This is a genomic window from Streptomyces sp. CA-111067 (assembly GCF_050956065.1).
Classification (GTDB): Bacteria; Actinomycetota; Actinomycetes; order Streptomycetales; family Streptomycetaceae; genus Actinacidiphila.
This window is the reverse complement of record NZ_CP192103.1, coordinates 2,265,675-2,286,431: the sequence shown is the minus strand read 5'-3', so window position 1 is coordinate 2,286,431 and position 20,757 is coordinate 2,265,675. Positions and strand designations below refer to the sequence as shown.

Below are 20,757 nucleotides of genomic sequence, written 5' to 3'. Positions count from 1 at the left end.
GCCGTTGTCGCTGTCGCTCACGCCGCCGCCTCCTGCTCGGTGAGCTGCGACAACACGATCTCCCGGTAGGTGTCGTTGCCGGCCATCAGTTCCTGGTGGGTGCCGGTGCCGACGACCGCGCCCTCGTCGAGCACCACGATCCGGTCGGCGTCCCTGATGGTGGACACCCGCTGGGCGACGATCACCACCGTGGACTGCGAGGTCTCCTTGGCCAGCGCCCGGCGCAGCGCCGCGTCGGTGGCGTAGTCGAGCGCCGAGAAGGAGTCGTCGAACAGGTAGATCTCCGGGCGCCGTACCAGCACCCGGGCGATCGCCAGCCGCTGCCGCTGACCGCCGGAGACGTTGCTGCCGCCCTGCGCGATCGGTGCGTCGAGGCCGCCCTCCAGGCCCTCCACGAACTTCTTGGCCTGCGCCGTCTCCAGCGCCCGCCACAACTCCTCGTCGGTCGCGTCCGGTTTGCCGTACCGCAGGTTGGTCGCCACCGTGCCGGAGAACAGGTACGGCTTCTGCGGCACCAGGCCCACCGTCTCGGCCAGCAGCGCCGGATCCAGATCGGCCACGTCCTCGCCGTCCACCAGCACCCGGCCGCCGGTCGCGTCGTACAGCCGCGGGATCAGCCCGAGCAGCGTGGACTTGCCGCTGCCGGTGGAGCCGATCACCGCGGTGGTCTCGCCCGGCCTGGCGATCAGGTCCACTCCGCGCAGCACCGCCGCCTCCGCGCCGGGGTAGGCGAACTCCACGCTGAACAGCTCCAGTTCACCGCGCCGCCGCAGCGATGTGACCGGCTTGGCCGGCGGTACGACGCTGGAGTCGGTGCCCAGCACCTCCTGGATGCGCTCGGCGCACACCTCGGCGCGCGGCACCATCATGAACATGAAGGTGGCCATCATGACCGACATCAGGATCTGCATCAGATAGCTCAGGAACGCCGTCAGCGCGCCGATCTGCATGCCGCCGCTGTCGATCCGGTGCGCGCCGAACCACAGCACCGCGACGCTGGAGACGTTCACCACCGCCATCACCACCGGGAACATCAGTGCCATCAGCCGGCCGGTGGCCAGCGACACCGAGGTCAGGTCCTCGTTGGCCTCGGCGAAGCGCTTCTGCTCGTAGTCGTCCTTGACGAAGGCGCGGATCACCCGGATCCCGGTGATCTGCTCGCGCAGCACCCGGTTCACGGTGTCCACCCGGGTCTGCATGGTGCGGAACAGCGGGCGCATCTTGCGGATGATCAGACTGACCGAGATGCCGAGCACCGGCACCACGGCCAGCAGCAGCGAGGACAGCGGCACGTCCTGGCCGAGCGCCATGATGATGCCGCCGACGCACATGATCGGCGCCGCGACCATCAGCGTGAAGGTCATCAGCACCAGCATCTGCACCTGCTGGACGTCGTTGGTGGTGCGGGTGATCAGCGAGGGGGCGCCGAACTGGCCGACCTCGCGGGCCGAGAAGCTCTGCACCCGGTCGAAGACCGAGGTCCGCAGGTCCCGGCCGACGGCCATCGCGGTCCTCGCGCCGAAGAACACCGCCCCGACGGCGCAGACGACCTGGACGACGGTCACTCCGATCATGGTCGCGCCCATGCCGAGGATGTATCCGGTATCACCCTTCACGACACCGTTGTCGATGATGTCCGCATTGAGGGTGGGCAGGAAGAGTGCGGCTATGGTCTGCACGAGCTGCAGCAGCACCAGAAGGCCGATGGGGCGCTTGTACGGCCCCAGATGGGATCGCAGGAGTCGGATCAGCACACTGAATACCTCGGTGTCGGCGATGTCGGCATGACCTGCCACACCCCGTGCGGGACCCGGGGCACGTGGGGCCGTGCCGGGGGAGCGCCGGTGCGTGACGTGTCATGTTGCGCGAGGTGCGTGGCGCACAACGCACAAATTCGTCGAGACCGCGGGTCGGCGCACCGGCTGAGCGGTGGACCGGAGACCGGCGGGCGGCTCGACGTGATCGGCGGGCAACACTATCTTCTGACATGCCCGAGCCGCATGTGGTTAAAGCGAGGCAAAGGCCCCGGGGTGCGTGTGTTCGCGCACAGCGATGTACTGCTGGCGCACCGCCGAGCCGACGGCCGCGTCCTCGCCCGGGTCGAGCAGGACGGCGCCGGTCTGCGCCCAGTGCGGCGGCTCGGACTGCGACTGCGAGCCCAGCACCGCGCCCAGTGACCAGGCGGCCTGCCGGGCCGCGCCCAGCGCCGCGTACTCCGCCGCGGGCGGCACGATCACCAGCGCGCCGAACAGCGCGGGCGCGATGGCCTGCACCGCGGGCAGCTCGCCGGCGGCGCCGAGCAGGAACACCCGGCGCACCTCCACGCCCTTGTTGCGCAGCACGTCCAGCGCGTCGGTGAGCCCGCACAGCATGCCCTCGAACGCGGCCCGCGCCAGGTGCTCCGGCTTCATCGAGTCGCGGCGCAGCCCGGACAGGGTGCCCGCGGTGTGCGGCAGGTCCGGGGTCCGCTCGCCCTCCAGGTACGGCAGCATCACCAGGCCGTACGAGCCCGGCGTGGAGGCCAGCGCCAGCTCGGAGAGCCCGGCCAGGTCGGTGCCGAGCAGGTCGGCGGTGCCGCGCAGGGTCCGTACGGCGTTGCGCACCGAGACCACCGGGAGGTGGCGGCCGGTCGCGTCGGCGAACGAGGTGATCGTGCCCGTGGGGTCGGTCAGCGCCTCGTGGTGCACCGCGAAGACCGTGCCGGCCGCGCCCAGCGAGACCACCGCGTCACCCGGCCCGAGGCCCAGGCCCAGCGCGGCGGCCATGTTGTCGCCGGTGCCGGCCGAGATCAGCAGCCCCTCGGGGGTCTGGCCGGCCGGCTCGGCCGGGGCCAGCACGTCGGGCAGCGCCACCTGGTGGCCGAGCGCCAGCTCGACCAGGTCGGTGCGGTACTCGCCGGTGGCCGCCGACCAGTAGCCGGTGCCGGACGCGTCACCGCGGTCGGTGGTCCGCCGGGCCGGCTGGCCCAGCAGCTGCCACACCAGCCAGTCGTGCGGCAGCAGGACGTGGGCGATCCGCTTGGCCGCGGCCGGCTCGTGCTGCGCCAGCCAGCGCAGCTTCGCCACCGGGTACGCGGCCTGCGGCACCGCGCCGACCGCCTCCGCCCAGCCGGCCGCCCCGCCCAGCTCCTCGGTCAGATCGGCGGCCTGCGACTGCGCCCGCTTGTCGCCGCGCAGCAGCGCGGCCCGTACGGCCACCCCGCCGGCGTCCAGCGCGAGCAGCCCGTGCTGCTGCCCGGAGATCCCGATCGCCTGCACGCCCTCCAGCACGCCGCCCTTGGCCGCCTCGCCGAGCGACAGCAGCCACGCCTGCGGGTCGAGCTCGGTCGGCTTCTCCCCGTCGCCCAGCGGGTGCGGCGCGTGCCCGTGCCGCAGGACCTCCCCGGTGTCGCCGTCGCACACGACGACGGTGGTGCCGGTGGTCGAGCTGTCGATACCCGCGACTTTCCCCATGGACGGAGATGATGCCGCACCGGGGCGCGGAACGGGACGGCCGGTACGGAACGTGATGTTCCGATTAGTACGGCCGTGACCGGGGAGGCGGGTTTTCGCCGGGCCCGGGCCGGGGCCGGGGGCGGGCCGACCGATTCTCGCCGGGACCGAGGGCCGGGCCGACCGGTTCTCGCCGGCCAGCCGGGGGGGTCAGTTGGGGGAGCCGCCCCAGTCGTCCTGGGCGGCGGCGCCGTGGCCGTTGCTGTTGCTGCGCTCGCGCAGCGTCCGCACCTTGTCGGCGACCTTGTCCGACAGCGAGTCAGGCAGCCGGTCGCCGAACTTCGTCTGGGCGCTGTCGGCCGCCTTCACCGCCACCGTCCGGCCCTGCTGAGCCGCGCTCTCCGCGGCGTTGCGCACCGCCGGGTTCTGGGCGAGCCGCTGCGCGCTCTTGCGCAACTGCTCGTAGCGCTCCCGCCCGGCCCGCGCGCCGAGCACGTAACCGAAGGCGGCACCGAAGATGAACGTCAGCCGGTAGCGCATGGCTCCACCCTTCTCAGCTCTGTGTCCGGCGCCTACCCTCCGGAGCCGGAAGGCAACCCCGCGACTATGGGTTGGCGAAGCACCCCCCCACTTGCGCTAATGTATGTGTCGCACCGGGCACGCGCTCACCAGGAAGCTTCTGGCGGGTGCATTCGGTGCACGCAGAGCGATCCCCTGTAGCTCAATTGGCAGAGCAGCCGGCTGTTAACCGGCAGGTTACTGGTTCGAGTCCAGTCGGGGGAGCTCGGTCCCCTGTAGCTCAATTGGCAGAGCAGCCGGCTGTTAACCGGCAGGTTACTGGTTCGAGTCCAGTCGGGGGAGCGCCAGGATCAGGACCCCGCGGGGGTCCTTTTTCATACCCCGCGCAGCCGCCCGCCCACCCGGAGAAGTCCACCCGGTGACGCGTGCGTGACCCGCGAGGGCGACAGATCGTATGAGCAGCTATGCTGCGGCAGACGGCGCGCAAGGCGCGCCGTACGGGGCGGTAGCTCAGCCGGTTAGAGCAGCGGACTCATAATCCGTCGGTCGTGGGTTCGAGTCCCACCCGCCCCACTCTGGGCTGGTGGTTTTATGTCGCCGCCGGCACAAACTCCCTTCTTGTTGTCTCTTCCTGCCACGCGATGTTGGTGATGTATCGTGGTTGCATACATTGCCATCAAGGAGGCGGTCGCTGTGTCGGTCACTCAGATCGATCTCGACGATGAGGCGCTGGCCGAGGCCATGCGGTTGATGGGGGTGACGACGAAGAAGGAGACGGTCAACGTCGCCCTGCGGGACTACGTGGACCGGATCAAGCGACTGGAGGCCGCTGAGAAGCTGGCTGCCCGCGGGGCGGAGGGCGAGTTCGAGCAGGCCGCTGCCGCGTATGACGCGGGCAAGCAGGCGCGGCGGGCAGCCTTCGAGTGATCTCCTATCTCCTCGACACCTCGGCGTTGTGGCATCTGTTCCGTACCCCGGGGGCGCTGCGGCCGTGGGAGGGGCACATCGCCGCCGGGGTGTTCCGGGTCTGCGAACCCACCAGAACCGAGTTCCTGTTCTCGGCCTCCAGCCCGAGCCATCGGGACGAACTGGCCGCGGAACTCGACGTGTTGTGCCCGCTGTCCGCTGTACCGAAGAACGCGTGGCGTTGGGTGGACACCGCCCAGTACAAACTCACCCAGCGCAGCCTGCACCGCTCCGCGGGCCCGATCGACCTACTGGTCTGCGCGACCGCGGTTCACCACGGCCACACCGTGCTCCACGTCGACAACGACTTCGCCACCGTGGCCGGCATCCTCAAGGACGTACAACAGCGCGACATCCGTCACTGACACTGCCCGCGCTCAGGTCGAAGCCGGGCCGTCAGGCCTGGAGGTAGGCCAGGACGGCCAGGACGCGGCGGTTGTCCTCGTCGGACTGCTGGAGGCCGAGCTTGGCGAAGATGTTGTAGCTGTGCTTGCTCACGGCCTTCTCGGTCACGAACATCCGGGCGGCGATCGCCGCGTTGGAGCGGCCCTCGGCCATCAGTGAGAGCACCTCGCGCTCCCGGGGGGTGAGGGTCTTGAGCGGTTCGTCGGTCTCGTGGCGGGCCAGCAGCGAGGCGACGACGTCCGGGTCCATCACCGTCGCGCCGGCGGCTACCCGGCGGACCGAGTCGATGAACTGGGCGACGTTCGAGACCCGGTCCTTGAGCAGGTAGCCGACCGCGCCCGCGCGGTCCGACATCAACTCGCGGGCGTAGAGCTGCTCCACGTACTGCGAGAGCATCAGCACCGGCAGGCCCGGGACGCGGCTGCGGACGTCGATCGCGGCGCGCAGCCCCTCGTCGGTGAACGTCGGGGGCAGCCGGACGTCGACCACCGCCACGTCGGGGCGGTGCCGGTCCAACGCCCGTACCAGGGAAGGGCCGTTGTCCACCGCCTCGACGACCTCGAACTCGTAGGCGTGCAGGATGCGGATCAACCCCTCGCGCAGCAGGGCCAGATCCTCGGCTACGACAACACGCATGGCAGCGTCATCCTCACTTCGGTGGGTCCGCCGGCCGGGCTGTCCACGCTCACGGTGCCGTCGAACGCGCTCAACCGCCGCTCGATGCCCCGCAGTCCGGTGCCGCCCGCGAACGAGGCGCCACCGATGCCGTCGTCCCTGACGACGGCATCGAGCAGGCCGCCGCCCTCGCCGGTGTACCGGAGCCGGATCGAGATGTGCCGCGCCCGGGCGTGCTTGACCGCGTTGGCCAGTGCCTCGGCGACCGCGAAGTACGCCGCCGACTCCACCGGGGCCGGCAGCCGCCCGGGGAGGTCGATGACGACCTCGGTCGGCACCGGGTTGACCAGCGCCAGCGCCTGGATAGCGCCGTCCAGGCCCCGGTCGGCCAGCACCGGCGGATGGATGCCCCGTACGAGATCGCGCAGTTCGACCAGTGCGGTGGAGGTGGACTCCCGCGCCTCGGCAAGCAGCCGGGCCGCCGCCTGCGGGTCGTGCGCGAGCAGCTGCTCGGCCAGGCCCAGGCTCATGCCGAGCGACGCCAGCCGGGCCTGGGCGCCGTCGTGCAGGTCCCGTTCGATCCGGCGTAGTTCGCCGGCCTGGGTGTCCACGGTCTCCGCCCGCGAGGCCGCCAACTGCTGCACCCGCGCCCGCAGTCGGGCCTGCTCGGTCGGCGCCAGCAACGAGCGGATCACCAGCGCGTTCAGCCGCGCGAGCGGCACCGCGCTCGCGTACCAGAGCGCGAGCAGGAGCAGGCCGAGCGGCACCATCGCGACCGATTCCGCGACGGAGTGCAGGTGGAAGCGCGGGCCGAGCGGCGTCCTGAACACCTCCGGCGGGGTCAGCGCGAACACCACCGGATAGACCAGGTAGAACAGCCCGCCGGCGAAGAGCAGGAACGAGCCGCCGCCGGTGAACCACCCCGCCACCGAGTCCACCGCCAGCCAGGCCAGGTCCCGCCAGGTCGCCGGGTCCTTCAGGATCACCGCCAGCCGGCGCGGCCGGCGCCCCGCCGGGACCGGCAGGTAGGGGCGGGCGATCGGCTCGCCCAGCAGCCGCCCCGCCCACACCCGGTGCCGGTCGGCGAACCAGCGCACCAGCACCGTCGACAGCAGCGCCAGCGGCAGGCCGACGCCGATCAGGACGAGAGCGGTGGCCGCGGTCCACACCATCAGCAGCGTGAAGGCCGCGGCGGAGGCCAGCAGCAGGACGAGTGACCAGCCGAGCAGTTCAAGCCGCGGCACGAGGGCCGCCCGCACACCACGGCCGGGGCCCGGGCGCGGGTACGGCGGGGCGGGGCGCGGGTCTGGTGCGGGCTGCGGATCGGGTCCGGTCATGACGGGCACATCCTCACACGTCGGCCCGGCAGGCGCCGATCGCGTCCACGCGGGCCGGGTCCAGGTCGGCCCGGCAGGCGCCGGTTGCGTCCACGCGGGCCCGGTCCAGGTCGGCCCGGCGCCCGTCCGTCCCGCGCAGGAGGACGGCCCCGTGCAGGGCGCCGGCACCGGGCAGCGGAGCGCCCTGGCAGCGGCCGGCGCATCGCGGGGATCAGGGTCATGCCCCCACCCTGACCGGGCCGCCCCCCTCCGCACAGTGGGGTTTTGTCTACCCCACCCGGGGATTCAGCCCCCGTGCCCGGGCGGGCCCGCGCGAGCAGGGTTGAACTCGTCGGGGACGACCCCGGCGACACTCCGTCCCGGGCCGCCCGCGCCCCGACGGCAACACACGGGAGATCCGTCATGACCGCAAAGACCCCGGCCTCAGCCAAGCTCCGGCGTACCGCGATCACCGTGGCCGCGGCGGCCGCCCTGACCGGCGTCCTCGCCGGCTGCGGCCACTCGGGCAGCACCCGCAGCGCGTCCTCCCACCCCGCCACGACCAGCTCCGCCGCGGCGAAAGCCGACCCGGCCGCCGGCAGGAGCACCACCGGGAGCCCGACGGGGAGCCCCAGCGCCGGCACCCACATGATCACCGACCACGGCCACAAGGTGGCTTTCCACGTCATCCCCGGCAGCCTCCCCGCGATCGTGCTGGACGCGGGCGGCGGCGCCGACTCCACCTACTGGAAGGACATCGCCCCGGCCCTGGCCAAGAGCACCGGCTCCGAGGTCATCACCTACGACCGCGAGGGGATGGGCGCGAGCGACGAGGTCCCCGGCCCGTGGAAGGTCCAGAACGCCGTCTCCGACCTGGAGACCGGGCTCACCGCGCTCGGCGCGCACCACGTGGTGCTGGTGTCGCACTCCGAGGCGGGGGAGATCGCCACCTACTTCGCCCGCCAGTACCCGGGGCAGCTCAGCGGCGCGGTCCTGGTGGACGCCAGCCTGCCGCCGTTCTACGCCGACGCCGAGATCGCCCGGGTCGCGGCGGCCAACCAGGCCCAGGTCAGCGCGCTGAAAGGGCATGCCACCACGAAGCCGGAGCGTCAGCTGCTGGCTGTCGCCGCCGACTACGTGCCGGAGCACAAGGCGTACCACAAGGCGGCCTGGCCGACCGGCGTCCCGGCCACCGTCATCGCCTCCGCCCAGACCCCGTTCCCGACCTCCGCGCCCGACGCCCAGGCGTGGCGTGACGCCGAGGCCACGTTCACCAAGGAGGCGCCGAACCGGCACCTCGTCACGGCCGCGCACACCTCGCACGACGTCCCGCTGGACGCGCCCGGACTGGTCGAGGCCCAGGTCGAGGCCATGGTGAAGGCCGTCAGCTGACGGCACGGCGAAGTCCGCCGGCGCCCCATGCCGCCGGCGGACCCGCCCGTCCGACCGCCGCGCCGCCGGCGGACGCCCGAGCCGCCGGACGGTGCCCCAGCCGCCGGCGGACACCCGCGCTCCCGGCCAGGGCCCTACCACCCGCGCAGATCCACCGGCCAGCAGTCGACGACCTTGTCGCCGTCGCACAGGTAGATCCGCTCGTGGTAGGCCACCGTCGGGTCGATGTGCGCCGGCACCAGCCGCACCCGCTCGCCGACCCGCCTCGGCGGGGCGAACGTCGTGTGCTCGTCGGAGCAGAGCCGGACCCGCGCGCCCGGGAGTTCGGGGTCGCCGTGGTCCATGCCGAACGCCTTCAGCCCGGCGTCTGCGACCGACCACCGCGCGGCGCTCGACACCACCGTCGCCAGCACGTGCGCCGCCTGCCGGAACGGGAGCCCCTGCCGGTTGTACTGCGCGTCCATCAGCGCGTACGAGCCGGCCTGGATCTCCGTCGCCCAGGTGTTGCAGTCGTGGGTGCCGGTGCCGCCGGCCGAGATCAGCTCGCCCCCGACGTCGGCCGCCGCGGCGAGCAGCAGTTCCATCGACAGCCGGCACCTGCGGGCCCGCTCGGCCGCGTCGCCGAGGGCCATGACGTGGCCCTCGTAGCCCATCACGCCGCGGACCGACAGACCGCGGGCCCGGGCCAGTTCGGCGAGCGAGCCGGCGTCGGCGGGCCGGCAACCGCAGCGCGGCAGGCCGACGTTGACGTCCACGACCACCTCCCGCACCCCGCCGCGAACCGCCGCCTCGATCGTCTCGGCGGAGTCGACGGCCAGCGTCACCCGGGCACCCGCGCGGACCAGGGCGCCGATCCGGCCGGCGTCCAGCACCTCGTTGGCCAGCAGCAGGTCGGCGCCCAGGCCCGCCGCGGCCATGCCCTCGCACTCGCGGATGGTGGCGCAGGTGAATCCGCGGTGCCCGGCCGCCGCCTGCCGCCGGGCCAGGCCGGTGCACTTGTGCGCCTTGACGTGCGGTCGCAGCCGGTCGCCCGGCAGGGCGGCGGCCATCACCTCGATGTTGTGGTCGAGTGCCGCCCTGTCGACGACGAGTGCCGGTGTCGGCAGATCGGCGACCCTGTCCGCGTTCATCCCGCCTCCGCACCCTTATCCGCACCCGGCGCCCGCCGGTCCGGTGCGCCACGTCCCCCCGCAACAGGGAGGGCGCGGCCTTCAGTTGGCCGTGCTGAAACGCGTTGCCGCGAGTTGCCCGACCGAAACGCCGTTGGCCGCCATGTCCCCGGCGATCTCCGTGGCGACGCCCTCCGTGACGTCCGCCGCGAAGCCCGCCGTGCCGTCCGACCGCCGCAGCAGCGCCGCACCGAGCCGCGCCAGGGCGGGCGCTGTCTGTATCCCGAACCCGCCCTGCCCCGCGAACCAGAAGAAGCCCTCGGCCTCCGCGTCGAACCCGACCACCGGGTTCCGGTCGGGCGCGAAGCTGCGCAGCCCGGCCCAAGAACCGCGCACATGGCGGGCGTTGAGCATCGTCACCTCGTTGATGGCGTCCAGCGCCCGGGCGATGCTCGTCTCGTCCGGCTTCGCGTCGCTCGGCGGCGTCAGCGTCTCCTCGGCCGGCGAGCAGAGCAACTGCGCGCCCTCCGGCTTGAAGTAGAAGGTCTCGTCGACATCCGCCGTCAGGGGGAGCCCGGCCAGGTCCATGCCGCTGGGCGCGGCCACCATGAAGATCGTGCGCAGCAGCGGCCGGATGCCGATCGGCCGCGCGCCCGCCGCCCGCGCGACTTCGTCGACCCAGGCGCCGGCCGCGTTGACCACGACCGGTGCCTGGTACGTCTCGCCGGCCGCGTCGGTGACGCTCCACACCGCGCCGGCGCGGGTCGCGGAGACCACCCCCGCCGACTTGTGCACGGCCCCGTCGCGCTGCCGGATCCCGCGCACGTAGCCCTGGTGGACGGCGTGGACGTCGATCTCCATCGCGCCGGGTTCGAGCAGCGCGAGCTGCGGATAGCCGGGCCGCAGCAGGGGGTTGAGCCGGCGCGCCTCGGCCTCGCCGACCAGCCGGACGTCCGGGGTCAGCGCGCTGATCTGCCCGTGCATCTCCCGTACCGCGTCCGCGCGGCCCGCCGGGGCGGTCAGCAGCAGCGGCAGCGGGGTGAGCAGCGGTCCCGTGAACGTCTCCGGCGGGTCCTCGTAGAAGGGCCGGCTCGACTTCGTCAGCCCGCGGATCTGACTGCCGCCGAGGCTCTCGATGAAGGTCGCCGCCGAGCGCCCGGTGGTGTGCAGCGCGAGCGTCGACTCCCGCTCCAGCAGGCACACCGAGCGGTCGGCGGCCAGCTCGTACCCGATCGAGGCGCCCGCGATCCCGCCGCCGACCACCACCACGTCGTACGGCCTCATGCCCGCTCCTCCCGGGAGCCGGTCACGGGCCGCCCGTCGAGCAGGTCGCGGATCGCCGAGGCGACGAAGTCCGGCGCCTCGGCGGGCACCCGGTGGCCGGTGCCGGGGGCGACCAGCACGGACGGCTGCCCGATCGCCCGCGCGACGCCGGCCTGGGCCTCCCGCCACAGCCCGGCGACCACGTCGGTATCGGTGCTGCTGAGCTGGCCCGGCGCCCCGTCGAACCGCTCGCAGCAGATCGCGGCGGCGGCCACGCCCGCCGGGGCGGGAAGGCCGCTGACCAGGTCGTCGGCGAGCGTGAACTCCTTGAAGATGCTGGACCCCGGTGGCGGCATCGGTATCGCGATCCCGGCGTCGAGGACGGTCCGCTCGAAGCCCGGCGGCCGGGCGTCCACCAGCAGCATCGCCGATGCCGCGGCCGGGTCCTCCGCCGCCAGGGCCCGGACGATGTGGCAGCCGAGCGAGTGGCCGACGAGGACGACGGGCCCGGTGACGTCCACCGCCGCCAGCCAGCCGCGGAGATCGCGCACGCTCGCGTCGAGGCTCCAGTCCCCGTTGCCCGGGCTGGCGCCCTCGCCCGCGCGGTCGTAGCTCCAGCTGGTCACCTGCGGCAGCAGCCGCTGCACGGGCAGCCAGTCGGCGCCGGAACAGCCGCCGCCCGCCTCGAAGACGACATTGACCGGGCCGTTCCCGCAACGGGTCACCCGCAGGTGGCGCGCTCCGATCGGAACGTCGAACTCGGCAGGTTCGGTGGCATCGCGCACGACGTGGTCATCCCCTTTGTCTGCGCCTGTGTGCGGGGCACACCCGGCGGCTGGGCGGGTGCGGACGTGTCCGCCGGCCGAGGTCGAATCTGTCACCGCGTCCCGGGGGCGTACATCGTGTCGCGGAATGAACCAGGGGCCCGGAAATGGGTGCGGGGGACCAACGGCGGCGGCCCCGTCCTTGGCACGATCACCTCGCGAGGCGTCAGGCCGTGATCGCGCGCCCCAGGTCGTGATCGCGCGCCCCCGCGTGGCCGGGCCCCATCCGTGGACGAGAGACGAGACGACATGGCACTGATGTTCCTGAACGGCGAAGGCATGCGCGGCGGAAGCGCGCACGAGCACATCGCCGGCTCCGCGTTCCTGGGCGAGATCCGGACCGCGCCGGACTACCGCTTCCTCGCCTTCGGCAGCGGGTTCCCCGGTCTGCTGCCGGTCGACGAGGGCGGCACGCGGGTGCTCGGCGAGCTGTACGACGTGCCGATGGCCAAGCTGCGCCGGCTGCTGGGCTCGGAGCCGGAGCAGCTCGAACTCTCCGTCGTCGCGCTCTCGGACGGGCGGCTGACCTTCGGGATGGTGGTGCGGGCGGGCCGGGCGGACGATGCCGAGGTGGCCGACATCACCGAAGTGGCGTCCTGGCGGCTGCACTTGGCGCGGCTCGGCTGAACAGCCTTCGCCGGCAGGTCAGTTGCCGGCAGTGACGAACCCGGCCAGCGCGGCGGCGACGGCTTCCGGCTGCTCGTCCGGGATGAAGTGGCCGGCGCCCGGCACCACGACTCCGGTGGTGTCGTCCGCCCACGGGCGCAGGGACGCCGCCATGTCGGGAACGGAGCCGTGGCTGCTGGAGATCCCGAGGACGGGCAGCGTCAAGTGCCGCCGCGCGAGCGCCTCGTGGTTCCCGCGCGCCGACTCGGCGGCGTCCCGGTAGTAGGCGAGGGACGCCCGGAGACCGCCGTCCGCGGCGACGGCCGCCGCGTAGTGCTCGATCTCGGCCTCGTCGAACGTGTCGGGGGACAGCGCCTTCACCTTCAGGAACCAGCCGACGTAGTCCCGTTCGCGTCCGGCGAGCAGCGTCTCGGGCAGCTCGGGCACCAGGTGGAAGGCGAAGTGCCAGGTCTTCCAGGCCCGTTCCGGGTCGGTGGGGATCGCGTCGGGGAGGGTGACGCCGGGGATCCCGGCGTCGAGCAGCGCGACCCCGCGCAGGTCGCGCTCGAAGTCGAGGGCCAGCGAGAACGCGACCCAGGCGCCGATGTCGTGGCCGGCCAGCCAGTAGGACGGCACGCCGAGCGCCCGGACGGCGGCGTGCACGCGGGCGGCGACGGTCTGCGTGTCGTAGCCGCGCTCCGGACGCTCGGAGTGGCCCTGGCCCGGCAGGTCGATCGCGATGACGTGGCAGCGGCCGGCCAGGACGGGCATCACCTTCCGCCAGGCCCACCAGGTCTGCGGGAAGCCGGCGAGCAGGACGACGGCCGGGCCGCCCCGCCGCCCGCCTTCGACGGCATGCAGCCGGACGCCGTCCGCGTCGACCCAGCGGTGGGCGAACCCGGGCAGGTCGTGCAGCGGCAGGCCGCGGACGGGATGGAGCGCGGAGCCGGGCTCGGTACCGGGTTCGGACCCGGGTTCGGACCCGGGCTCGGAATTCGGCTCGGAGCTGCCCCGGGCGCTGGTCGCGGTGTCGGTCACGGGAATCCTCCAACGGTGTCAGGGCCCGAACGCTAACACGTCTTGGACTGATCAGTTCAAGATAGGATGGCGGCACACCCGCGGCGCGGGGAGACCGACGTACCGGCGAGGAAGTGCCACATGGCAGGCAAGAAGCAGTTCGACATGGACACGGCCCTGGACGCCGCCATGGTCCAGTTCTGGCGGGACGGCTACGCCGACACCTCGCTCGACGACCTGTCCCGGGCCACCGGCCTGAACCGCAGCTCCATCTACGCCTCGCTCGGCGACAAGGACGCGCTCTTCCTGCGCTGCCTCGACCGGTACGCCGCCCGCTACGGCGCCAGATACGACACCGCCCTGTCGGCCCCGGAGGCGGACGCGGATTCCGACACCGACGACGGCCCCCTCGCCGCCGTCCGCCGGTTCTTCGACGTCACGCTCGCCCGCATCGCCGATCCCGACCTTCCCGACGGCTGCCTGATCGCCCAGTCGGCCATGGCCGTCCCCGTACTGAGCCCGGGGGTCGCGGCGCACGCGAAGGAAGCCCTCGGGCTCCAGCACACCCGCCTGCGCGCCGCGCTCAAGGCCGGCCGGCTGGACGACGGCGAAGCCGACCGGTTCGCCGTCCACGTGGCCGCGGTGAACCAGTCGCTCGCCGTCATGAGCAGGGCCGGGGCGACCCCGGCGCAGCTCGCGGCCATCGTGTCCGTGACCCTGGACGCGCTCGCGCAAGCCCTGAGCGCCCAGACCCTGAGCCCGCAGACCCTGAGCGCGCGGGCCCCCGACGCGCGGGCCCCGCGGCCGCCCGGCTAGGCCACCGGCTGGTGGAGTTCGAGCGCCGCCGACAGCCGGTCCGCCGCGGCCCGGTACCCGGCCACGTTGCCGAGCTTGACGTGCTCGTAGCCGCGGATCATGTCCGGCAGCCCGGCGATCTCGGCGACCTGCTCCACGTTCCCGGCCCCGAGCCGTTCCAGACTCCGGCCGACCAGCTCCCGGTACTCCCCGACGAGCGCCCGTTCCGTGCGGCGCACCTCTGTGTAGCCGAACGGGTCGAAGGGCGTGCCGCGCAACCACCGCAGCCGGTACAGCGCCGCGAACACCGGGCGGAACCAGCGCCCCAGGCTGACCTTGCGCTTCATGCCCAGCGCCCGCAGCACCGGCGGGTGCAGCCGGTAGGAGAAGGTCGCCCCGGCCCCGAACTGCCGCTCGACCTCGTCGGCCAGCCGCGGGTCGACCGAGAGCCTGGCGACCTCGTACTCGTCCTTGTACGCCATGAGTTTGAACAACTGCTCGGCGACCGCCCTGCTCACCGCGGTCGAGCCGGCCACCCGCTCGGCCTCCAGCGCGCCCACCCGCCCGACGAAGTCGGTGTACTCGCGGGCGTAGCCGGCGTTCTGGTAGTCCGCCAGCTCCGCCGCCCGCCGCCGCACCAGGTCCGCCAGCGGCTCGGGCGCCGCGGGTGACGGTTCCGGATCGGGCAGCCGGCCGTCGGCGGCGCGGAGGGCCGCGTCGAAGTCGCCGGGCGCGCCGACCAGTTGGCGCCCGCGGCGGAACGCCTGCCGGTTGGCCTCCACGGCCACCCCGTTGAGCTCGATCGCCCGCTCCACGAACCCGGCCGCGATCGGCAGGGCGCCGAGCTGGTGGGCGACGCCCAGCAGGAACACGTTGGCGCCCTGGCTGCTGCCGAACAGCGTCGCGGTGGCCTGCTGCGCGTCCACGAACCGGCCGGCCGCCGGCCGGGTGTGCGCGGCGATCTGGCCGAGGGTCCGCGCGGACGCCGGGAATCGCGCCGCCGTGTCGATGACCATGGCGCCGGTCGGCACCTCGCCGGTGGCCACGACGGCCGTGGTCCGCGCCGGGTCGGCGACCCCCAGGTACGTGGCGGACGCCGCCACCAGGACGTCGCAGCCCAGGTAGAGGTCGCACTCGCCGCTCGCCAGCCGGTTGGACAGCTCGCTGGGGGAGTCGCTGATCCGCAGGTCGGAGACCACCGCGCCGCCCTTCTGGGCCAGACCGGTCTGGTCCAGGGAGCGCACATGGCGGCCCGACAGCGCGGCGGCCGTGGCGACGATCTGCGCGACGGTGACCACGCCGGTGCCGCCGATCCCGGTGATCCGCAGGGTGAACCCGTCGGCCCCGTCGGCCCCGTCGGCCCCGCCGGCCTGCGGCTCGGCCGAGCTGTCGGCCGGCAACGGCGGCGCCGTGCGCGCACGGGCCCTCAGGTCGCCGGGCACGACGCTCAGGAACGACGGGCAGTCGCCGTCCAGGCAGGAGAAGTCCTTGTTGCAGGAGTCCTGGTGGATCTCCGTCTTCCGGCCGTACTCGGTCTCGACCGGCCGCACCGACAGGCAGTTGGACTTCGCGCCGCAGTCGCCGCAGCCCTCGCACACCCGCTCGTTGATGAACGCCCGCCGCGCCGGATCGGCGGCCAGCCCGCGCTTGCGCTTGCGCCGCAGCTCGGCGGCGCACTCCTGGTCGTGGATGAGCACGGTCACGCCCGGGACCCGGGCCAGCCGCTCCTGCACCCGCGGCAGCTCGTCGCGGTGGACGACGGTGGCGCGCGGCCCCAGCCGCACCCGGCGGTAGCGGCCGGTGTCCTCGGTGGTCACCACGGTCTGCCGGACGCCCTCGGCCGCGAGCAGCCGGGTGATGTCGGGGACGCCCAGGGTCCCGGCGGACTGCCCGCCGGTCATCGCGACCGCGGAGTTGTAGAGCAGCTTGAACGTCACGTTCGATCCCGCGGCGACGGCCGCGCGCACGGCGAGGCTGCCGGAGTGGTGGAACGTGCCGTCGCCCAGGTTCTGGAACATGTGCCCGGTGTCCACGAACGGCTCCATGCCGATCCACGCGGAGCCCTCGCCGCCCATCTGGGTCAGCCCGATCACGTCGCCGACCCGCTCGCCGGGAAGCAGCATCGCCATCCCGTGGCAGCCGATGCCGGCCCCGGTCAGGGACCCGGCCGGCACTTCCGTGGAGCGGTTGTGCGGGCAGCCCGAGCAGAAGAACGGGGTGCGCGGGGCGAGCGGCAGGAACCGCCGGACCGGCGCGGCGGGGGACCGGGGCGTCAACCGCTCGGCCAGGTCGGCGAAGCCCTCGCGGTCAGAGAGCCGCGCCACCAGGGCGGTCGCGATGACGTCGGCGCCGAGATCGCCGTCCGCGGGCAGCAGCACCTTCCCGGCGGCGTCGTACTTGCCGTGCACGGCGGGCGCGCCCGGCCGCCCGTAGAGCACGTCCTTGATCCCGGCCTCGATGAACGAGCGCTTGTCCTCGACCACGACGATCTCGTCCAGGCGTCGGCGAACTCCGTGACGATCGCCGGGTCGAGCGGGAACACCATGCCGAGCCTGAGCAGCCGGATGCCGCGCTCGCGGGCGGCGACCGGGGTGAGGCCGAGCCGGTGCAGCGCCTGGCGCACCTCCAGGTAGGTGCTGCCCGCCGCCACCACGCCCACCCGGTCGCCGGCCCCGCCGCCGTCGATCGCGTTGAGGCCGTTCGCCGCCGCGTACCGCCTGGCCAGTTCGAGCCGTTCGCCCACCATGCTGCGCTCCAGCGCCGCCAGCTTCGGCTGGACGAACGCGGCCGAGACCTGGTGGACGTAAGGCTGCCCGCCGGCGGCCTTCGGTGTGACGGTCCCGACCCGGTCGGGGGAGACCTCGGCGGACGCGGAGCCGTCCGCGACGCTGGTGGCGATCTTCAGGCCGACCCACAGCCCGCAGTACCGGGACATCGCCACCGCGTGCAGGCCGAGGTCCAGGACGTCCTGCGGGTCGGCCGGTACGAGGGTGGGGATAGCGAGCGCCGCCAGGGCCGGTTCCGACGCGCTCGGCACCGTCGAGGACTTCGCGGTCGCGTCGTCGCCGACGATCGCGACGGCGCCGCCGGACGGGCTGGTGCCGCCCAGATTGGCGTGCCGCAGCGCGTCGGTGGCCCGGTCGAGGCCGGGCGCCTTGCCGTACCAGTAGCCGGTGATCCCGTCGTACCTGCGGTCGTCCCGTAGCACGGCCAGCTGCGTGCCCTGCACCGCGCCGACGGCCAGCTCCTCGTTCAGACCTGGCCTGAAGACGATGCCGTACTCGTCCAGCAGCGCCTGGCGGCGGCCGAGTTCGAGGTCGTAGCCCGCGAGCGGCGAGCCCTCGTAGCCGGAGATGAAGGCCGCCGTACGGAGCCCCTGCGCGCGGTCGCGGCGGCGCTGCTCGATCGGCAGCCGCACCAGGGCCTGCAACCCCGACAGGTACACCCGGCCGCGTTCGGCGCGGTAGCGGTCCGGGACCACCGCGTCGCCCGGTCCGCTCGCACTGGATATCGACATCGCGGCACGTCCTCCCGATCCCTTGCCCGCCGGCCGCCCGGCGGGCGTCGGCTCCGACGGCGCCAGTGTGCGGCGCGGGGCCGCCGAGCGGCTGGTGTGGAGGAACGAAAGGGGGGCCGGAATTGGGTCGGACCGATCAACCCGCCGGCGGCGTGACCGGTGATGATGGAGTGCCGGGAGCCGGACGGCCGACGTCGGCACCTGGGCGTGATCCGGCCATCAGGAGCCGCGACCGCCGGCCGGCCTCGTCAGGAGAGCAGGAGAGCACATGTCGTTCAGTCTGGTGATCCGTGCGGGCCTGGTGGCGGACGGCACCGGCGCACCGCTGTTCCCCGCGGACATCGCGATCGAGGGCGAGCGGATCGCGGTGGTCGGCGAGGTTCCCGCCACCGGCTGCCCGGAGCTGCGCGCGGACGGCTGCGTGGTCGCGCCCGGATTCATCAACGTGCTCAGCCATGCCTACGCGAGCCTGCAACAGGACCCGCGCGGCCTCTCCGACCTCTACCAGGGCGTCACCACCGAGGTGTTCGGCGAGGGGTACTCGCTCGGCCCGGTCACCGGACGGCTGTCCGCGATCATCGACTCCGAGCCGGCGCCGCCCGGGGTGCGGATGGGCTGGCCGCGGCTGCGCGACTTCCTGGCCCACCTGGAGTCGGCGGGGGTGGGGCCGAACGTCGCCAGCTTCGTCGGCGCCGGCAACCTGCGGATGATCCACGCGGGAGCCGACGACCGGGCGCTGACGGCGGACGAGCTGTCGGCCGCCTGCGAACTGCTGGACGCCGAACTCGCCGACGGAGCCCTCGGCCTGGGGTCCGCGCTGATCTACTCGCCCGGCAACTACGCCTCCACCGACGAGCTCGTCGCGTACGCCGAGGTGCTGGCCGCGCACGACGCGCTGTACATCTCGCACATCCGCGACGAGGCCGACCGGCTGCTCCAGGCGATCGCCGAACTGCTGGAGATCGCCCGGCGGTCCGCCGCCCGCGCCGAGATCTACCACCTCAAGGCATCCGGGCGGCGCAACTGGCCCGCGATGGCGACGGCGATCGACATGGTTCAGCGGGCGCGGGCCGACGGCCTGGCGGTGACCGCGGACGTCTACCCCTACCAGGCCGGATGCACCCGGCTGGCCGCCTGCGTACCGCCCAGCTTCCACGCCGGCGGCCAGCAGGCGCTGCTCGACCGGCTCGCCGACCCCGCCGCCCGGGCCGAGATCGCGGCGGCCATCGCCGCACCCGCCACGGACTGGCAGAACCTCTACCTCGACGCGGGCGGCGCGCAGGGCGTGCTGGTACTCGGCCCGCCCGGCACCGACCACGCGGGGCGCAGCCTGGCCGACGTGTCCGCGCGGCGCGGTGACGCCGATCCGGTCGACACCCTCCTCGCCCTCGTCGCCGCCGACCCGTCGCTGCTGGCCGGCTACTTCGGCGTGGCGGAGGAGAACGTGGCGCTGGCGCTCGCGCAGCCGTGGGTCTCGGTGTGCTCCGACGCCGACGCGCCGTCCGCGGAGCCCCCGTTCACCGACTCGCCCACCCATCCGCGCACCTACGGCTCGTTCGCCCGGGTCCTCGGGCACCACGTCAGGGAGGGCGTGCTGTCGCTGGAGGAGGCGGTGCGCCGGATGACGAGCCTGCCGGCCGCCAACCTCCGGCTCACCGACCGGGGGCAGGTCACGCCGGGAGCGTTCGCCGACCTGGTGGTCTTCGAGCCGGAGCAGGTGCGGGACCTGGCGACCTACCCGGATCCGCACGTCTACGCGACCGGGATGCGGCACGTGGTGATCAACGGGGTGACCGCGTTCGAGGAGGGCGTGCCGACCGGCGCGCTCGCCGGCCGGGCGCTGCGCCGCGGCCGGTAGGCCCGCCGCCGGCCGTTGCGGCTCGGCCGCCGAGGACGCCCAGCCGAGGACCGCCCAGCCCAGGACCGCTCAGCCCAGGACCGCTCAGCCGCTGAGCGAACGGGCGCGCAGCGCGCTCTCGGCGAGCTGGGCGCACACCGTCACGAAGCCCACGACGTCACGCGGCCGGGCGCAGACCGCCCGCAGCGTGCGGTCCGCGACCCGCTCGACGCCCGGCATCATCGAGCCGTTCTCGGCGGCGGCGACCAGCGGCATGTCCACCTCCACGTCGAGCGCGTCGGGCACGGCGACCGGCCGCAGCGCGGCCAGGTTCGCGACCGACTCCGCCGCGGCCTCCCTGATCAGCTCCCGGGCCTCGGACGGCGACAGGCTGATCGCCGCGTGCACGCCCCGCGCCTGCTTGACCTCCACCGCGGTCACCCCGGGAAGCACGTCACGGGCCAGCCGGCAGATGACGTCGTCACCGGTCAGCAGCCCCACCGGCACGCCGACCGCCGCCGCCTGCAACGCGTTCACCTCCGCCTCCGAGACCGGTGAGCCGCCGAGCCTGACCTCGGTCAGATGGGAGGAGAAGGTGTGCGCCAGCACGCCGGGCGAGCCGGCCGCGGCGTGGTAGCCGAGGAAGAAGGCCACGTCGTGCGCGGCGGTGATGCCCTCGGCCATGCAGTCGAGCTTCGGCGAGCCGAGGACGAGGCGCGCCCTGGGGTCGAGCTGCTCCTGCAGCAGGTTGTCCATCGTGCCGTGGCTGTCGTTGACGAGCACGCTGGTCGCGCCCGCCGCGAAGGCGCCCTCGATCGCCGCGTTGGCCTCCGCCGTCATCAGCGACTGCGCGAGCCGGTAGCCGTGGCCGCCGCGTACGACCTGGTCGCGGGTGGCGACGCCCGCGATCCCTTCCATGTCGATCGACAGGTAGACCTGCATACGGGGCTCCCGGAGACGGGGTGAGGCGCGCGGGTTCTGACACCCCGGTTGTCGGGGCACGGGGCACGGAGCCCGGAGGCGCCGGGCGTCCGCGAACAGTCTGCGAGCCCGGTCCGCCGCCGCACGAGGGTGACCCCACCGAACGCCGGACGTATATTCGGTCGATGATACGAACTCGGGTGCGGCAGGGCCGACTACCTTCG

17 protein-coding genes and 3 tRNA genes are annotated in these 20,757 nt (G+C 73.5%); 9 read left to right on the top strand and 11 right to left on the bottom strand.

Translation table 11 applies throughout. The features are described 5' to 3' along the window. Positions 1-17 precede the first annotated feature (17 nt). From ACQPW6_RS09970 to ACQPW6_RS09960, 3 genes are all read right to left on the bottom strand, one after another. A complete protein-coding gene (locus tag ACQPW6_RS09970; protein ID WP_433889207.1) occupies positions 18-1,754 on the bottom strand; it encodes an ABC transporter ATP-binding protein in 1,737 nt (578 codons plus the stop codon). 252 nt (positions 1,755-2,006) lie between these two features. Further along, a complete protein-coding gene (locus ACQPW6_RS09965) occupies positions 2,007-3,452 on the bottom strand; it encodes an FGGY family carbohydrate kinase (RefSeq protein ID WP_433889206.1) in 1,446 nt (481 codons plus the stop codon). Positions 3,453-3,641: 189 nt separating this feature from the next. Further along, positions 3,642-3,971 (bottom strand): YtxH domain-containing protein, encoded by a 330-nt coding sequence (locus ACQPW6_RS09960; protein ID WP_433889205.1) that lies wholly within the window; start codon positions 3,969-3,971, stop codon positions 3,642-3,644. Positions 3,972-4,141: 170 nt separating this feature from the next. Here ACQPW6_RS09960 and ACQPW6_RS09955 point away from each other — a divergent pair. The 5 genes from ACQPW6_RS09955 to ACQPW6_RS09935 all read left to right on the top strand — a co-directional run bounded on the left by ACQPW6_RS09955 (position 4,142) and on the right by ACQPW6_RS09935 (position 5,281). Next, a tRNA-Asn gene (locus ACQPW6_RS09955) sits at positions 4,142-4,214 on the top strand. A gap of 5 nt (positions 4,215-4,219) precedes the next feature. Further along, positions 4,220-4,292, top strand: a tRNA-Asn gene (locus tag ACQPW6_RS09950). 157 nt (positions 4,293-4,449) lie between these two features. Continuing rightward, positions 4,450-4,523, top strand: a tRNA-Ile gene (locus tag ACQPW6_RS09945). Positions 4,524-4,643: 120 nt separating this feature from the next. Then, positions 4,644-4,877, top strand: coding sequence for a type II toxin-antitoxin system VapB family antitoxin (locus ACQPW6_RS09940; protein ID WP_433889204.1), 234 nt, complete (start codon positions 4,644-4,646; stop codon positions 4,875-4,877). Continuing rightward, positions 4,874-5,281, top strand: a complete 408-nt coding sequence (locus ACQPW6_RS09935) for a PIN domain nuclease (RefSeq protein ID WP_433889203.1) — start codon at positions 4,874-4,876, stop codon at positions 5,279-5,281. The genes ACQPW6_RS09940 and ACQPW6_RS09935 overlap by 4 nt, the downstream gene beginning before the upstream one ends. Positions 5,282-5,312: 31 nt before the next feature. On the opposite strand, the gene ACQPW6_RS09930 is transcribed toward ACQPW6_RS09935, so the two are convergent. Both ACQPW6_RS09930 and ACQPW6_RS09925 read right to left on the bottom strand, forming a co-directional pair. Beyond that, positions 5,313-5,957, bottom strand: coding sequence for a LuxR C-terminal-related transcriptional regulator (locus ACQPW6_RS09930; RefSeq protein WP_433889202.1), 645 nt, complete (start codon positions 5,955-5,957; stop codon positions 5,313-5,315). Then, positions 5,942-7,273: a sensor histidine kinase gene (locus tag ACQPW6_RS09925; RefSeq protein ID WP_433889201.1), complete on the bottom strand. Its 1,332-nt coding sequence runs from the start codon at positions 7,271-7,273 to the stop codon at positions 5,942-5,944. The genes ACQPW6_RS09930 and ACQPW6_RS09925 overlap by 16 nt, the downstream gene beginning before the upstream one ends. 402 nt (positions 7,274-7,675) lie before the next feature. Between ACQPW6_RS09925 and ACQPW6_RS09920 the strand changes: the two genes are divergently transcribed. Then, positions 7,676-8,644 (top strand): alpha/beta fold hydrolase, encoded by a 969-nt coding sequence (locus ACQPW6_RS09920; RefSeq protein WP_433889200.1) that lies wholly within the window; start codon positions 7,676-7,678, stop codon positions 8,642-8,644. A 134-nt stretch (positions 8,645-8,778) separates the two neighbouring features. On the opposite strand, the gene ACQPW6_RS09915 is transcribed toward ACQPW6_RS09920, so the two are convergent. The 3 genes from ACQPW6_RS09915 to ACQPW6_RS09905 form a co-directional block, all read right to left on the bottom strand. Next, positions 8,779-9,774 (bottom strand): alanine racemase, encoded by a 996-nt coding sequence (locus tag ACQPW6_RS09915; protein WP_433889199.1) that lies wholly within the window; start codon positions 9,772-9,774, stop codon positions 8,779-8,781. Between the two features lie 81 nt (positions 9,775-9,855). Next, the gene (locus ACQPW6_RS09910; RefSeq protein WP_433889198.1) at positions 9,856-11,037 is read right to left on the bottom strand and encodes an NAD(P)/FAD-dependent oxidoreductase; all 1,182 of its coding nucleotides are present in this window, start codon (positions 11,035-11,037) and stop codon (positions 9,856-9,858) included. Further along, entirely contained in the window at positions 11,034-11,801 is a 768-nt protein-coding gene (locus tag ACQPW6_RS09905) for an alpha/beta fold hydrolase (RefSeq protein ID WP_433889197.1), read from the bottom strand. Before ACQPW6_RS09905 ends, ACQPW6_RS09910 begins: the two co-directional genes overlap by 4 nt. Before the next feature lie 288 nt (positions 11,802-12,089). Between ACQPW6_RS09905 and ACQPW6_RS09900 the strand changes: the two genes are divergently transcribed. Further along, positions 12,090-12,467, top strand: a complete 378-nt coding sequence (locus ACQPW6_RS09900) for an allophanate hydrolase-related protein (RefSeq protein ID WP_433889196.1) — start codon at positions 12,090-12,092, stop codon at positions 12,465-12,467. Positions 12,468-12,485: 18 nt separating this feature from the next. Here the strand turns inward: ACQPW6_RS09900 and ACQPW6_RS09895 are convergent, their stop codons facing one another. Beyond that, entirely contained in the window at positions 12,486-13,367 is an 882-nt protein-coding gene (locus tag ACQPW6_RS09895; RefSeq protein ID WP_433894479.1) for an alpha/beta fold hydrolase, read from the bottom strand. A gap of 237 nt (positions 13,368-13,604) precedes the next feature. Between ACQPW6_RS09895 and ACQPW6_RS09890 the strand changes: the two genes are divergently transcribed. Next, complete coding sequence (locus ACQPW6_RS09890) at positions 13,605-14,279, top strand: TetR/AcrR family transcriptional regulator (protein WP_433889195.1); 675 nt, start codon at positions 13,605-13,607, stop codon at positions 14,277-14,279. On the opposite strand, the gene ACQPW6_RS09885 is transcribed toward ACQPW6_RS09890, so the two are convergent. Beyond that, positions 14,276-16,741 (bottom strand): indolepyruvate ferredoxin oxidoreductase family protein, encoded by a 2,466-nt coding sequence (locus tag ACQPW6_RS09885; protein ID WP_433889194.1) that lies wholly within the window; start codon positions 16,739-16,741, stop codon positions 14,276-14,278. The genes ACQPW6_RS09890 and ACQPW6_RS09885 overlap by 4 nt on opposite strands. Positions 16,742-18,043: 1,302 nt before the next feature. On the opposite strand from ACQPW6_RS09885, the gene ACQPW6_RS09880 reads away from it, so the two are divergent. Then, positions 18,044-19,633, top strand: coding sequence for an N-acyl-D-amino-acid deacylase family protein (locus ACQPW6_RS09880; RefSeq protein ID WP_433889193.1), 1,590 nt, complete (start codon positions 18,044-18,046; stop codon positions 19,631-19,633). 84 nt (positions 19,634-19,717) lie between these two features. On the opposite strand, the gene ACQPW6_RS09875 is transcribed toward ACQPW6_RS09880, so the two are convergent. Further along, positions 19,718-20,554, bottom strand: coding sequence for a M55 family metallopeptidase (locus ACQPW6_RS09875; protein ID WP_433889192.1), 837 nt, complete (start codon positions 20,552-20,554; stop codon positions 19,718-19,720). Positions 20,555-20,757 lie beyond the last annotated feature (203 nt).

Coding starts and splice junctions, on each gene's coding strand:
- ACQPW6_RS09915 (WP_433889199.1), bottom strand. CDS start 9,774: ATGAACGCGGACAGGGTCGCCGATCTGCCGACACCGGCACTCGTCGTC.
- ACQPW6_RS09965 (WP_433889206.1), bottom strand. CDS start 3,452: ATGGGGAAAGTCGCGGGTATCGACAGCTCGACCACCGGCACCACCGTC.
- ACQPW6_RS09890 (WP_433889195.1), top strand. CDS start 13,605: ATGGCAGGCAAGAAGCAGTTCGACATGGACACGGCCCTGGACGCCGCC.
- ACQPW6_RS09875 (WP_433889192.1), bottom strand. CDS start 20,554: ATGCAGGTCTACCTGTCGATCGACATGGAAGGGATCGCGGGCGTCGCC.
- ACQPW6_RS09920 (WP_433889200.1), top strand. CDS start 7,676: ATGACCGCAAAGACCCCGGCCTCAGCCAAGCTCCGGCGTACCGCGATC.
- ACQPW6_RS09925 (WP_433889201.1), bottom strand. CDS start 7,273: ATGACCGGACCCGATCCGCAGCCCGCACCAGACCCGCGCCCCGCCCCG.
- ACQPW6_RS09960 (WP_433889205.1), bottom strand. CDS start 3,971: ATGCGCTACCGGCTGACGTTCATCTTCGGTGCCGCCTTCGGTTACGTG.
- ACQPW6_RS09900 (WP_433889196.1), top strand. CDS start 12,090: ATGGCACTGATGTTCCTGAACGGCGAAGGCATGCGCGGCGGAAGCGCG.
- ACQPW6_RS09930 (WP_433889202.1), bottom strand. CDS start 5,957: ATGCGTGTTGTCGTAGCCGAGGATCTGGCCCTGCTGCGCGAGGGGTTG.
- ACQPW6_RS09880 (WP_433889193.1), top strand. CDS start 18,044: ATGTCGTTCAGTCTGGTGATCCGTGCGGGCCTGGTGGCGGACGGCACC.
- ACQPW6_RS09910 (WP_433889198.1), bottom strand. CDS start 11,037: ATGAGGCCGTACGACGTGGTGGTGGTCGGCGGCGGGATCGCGGGCGCC.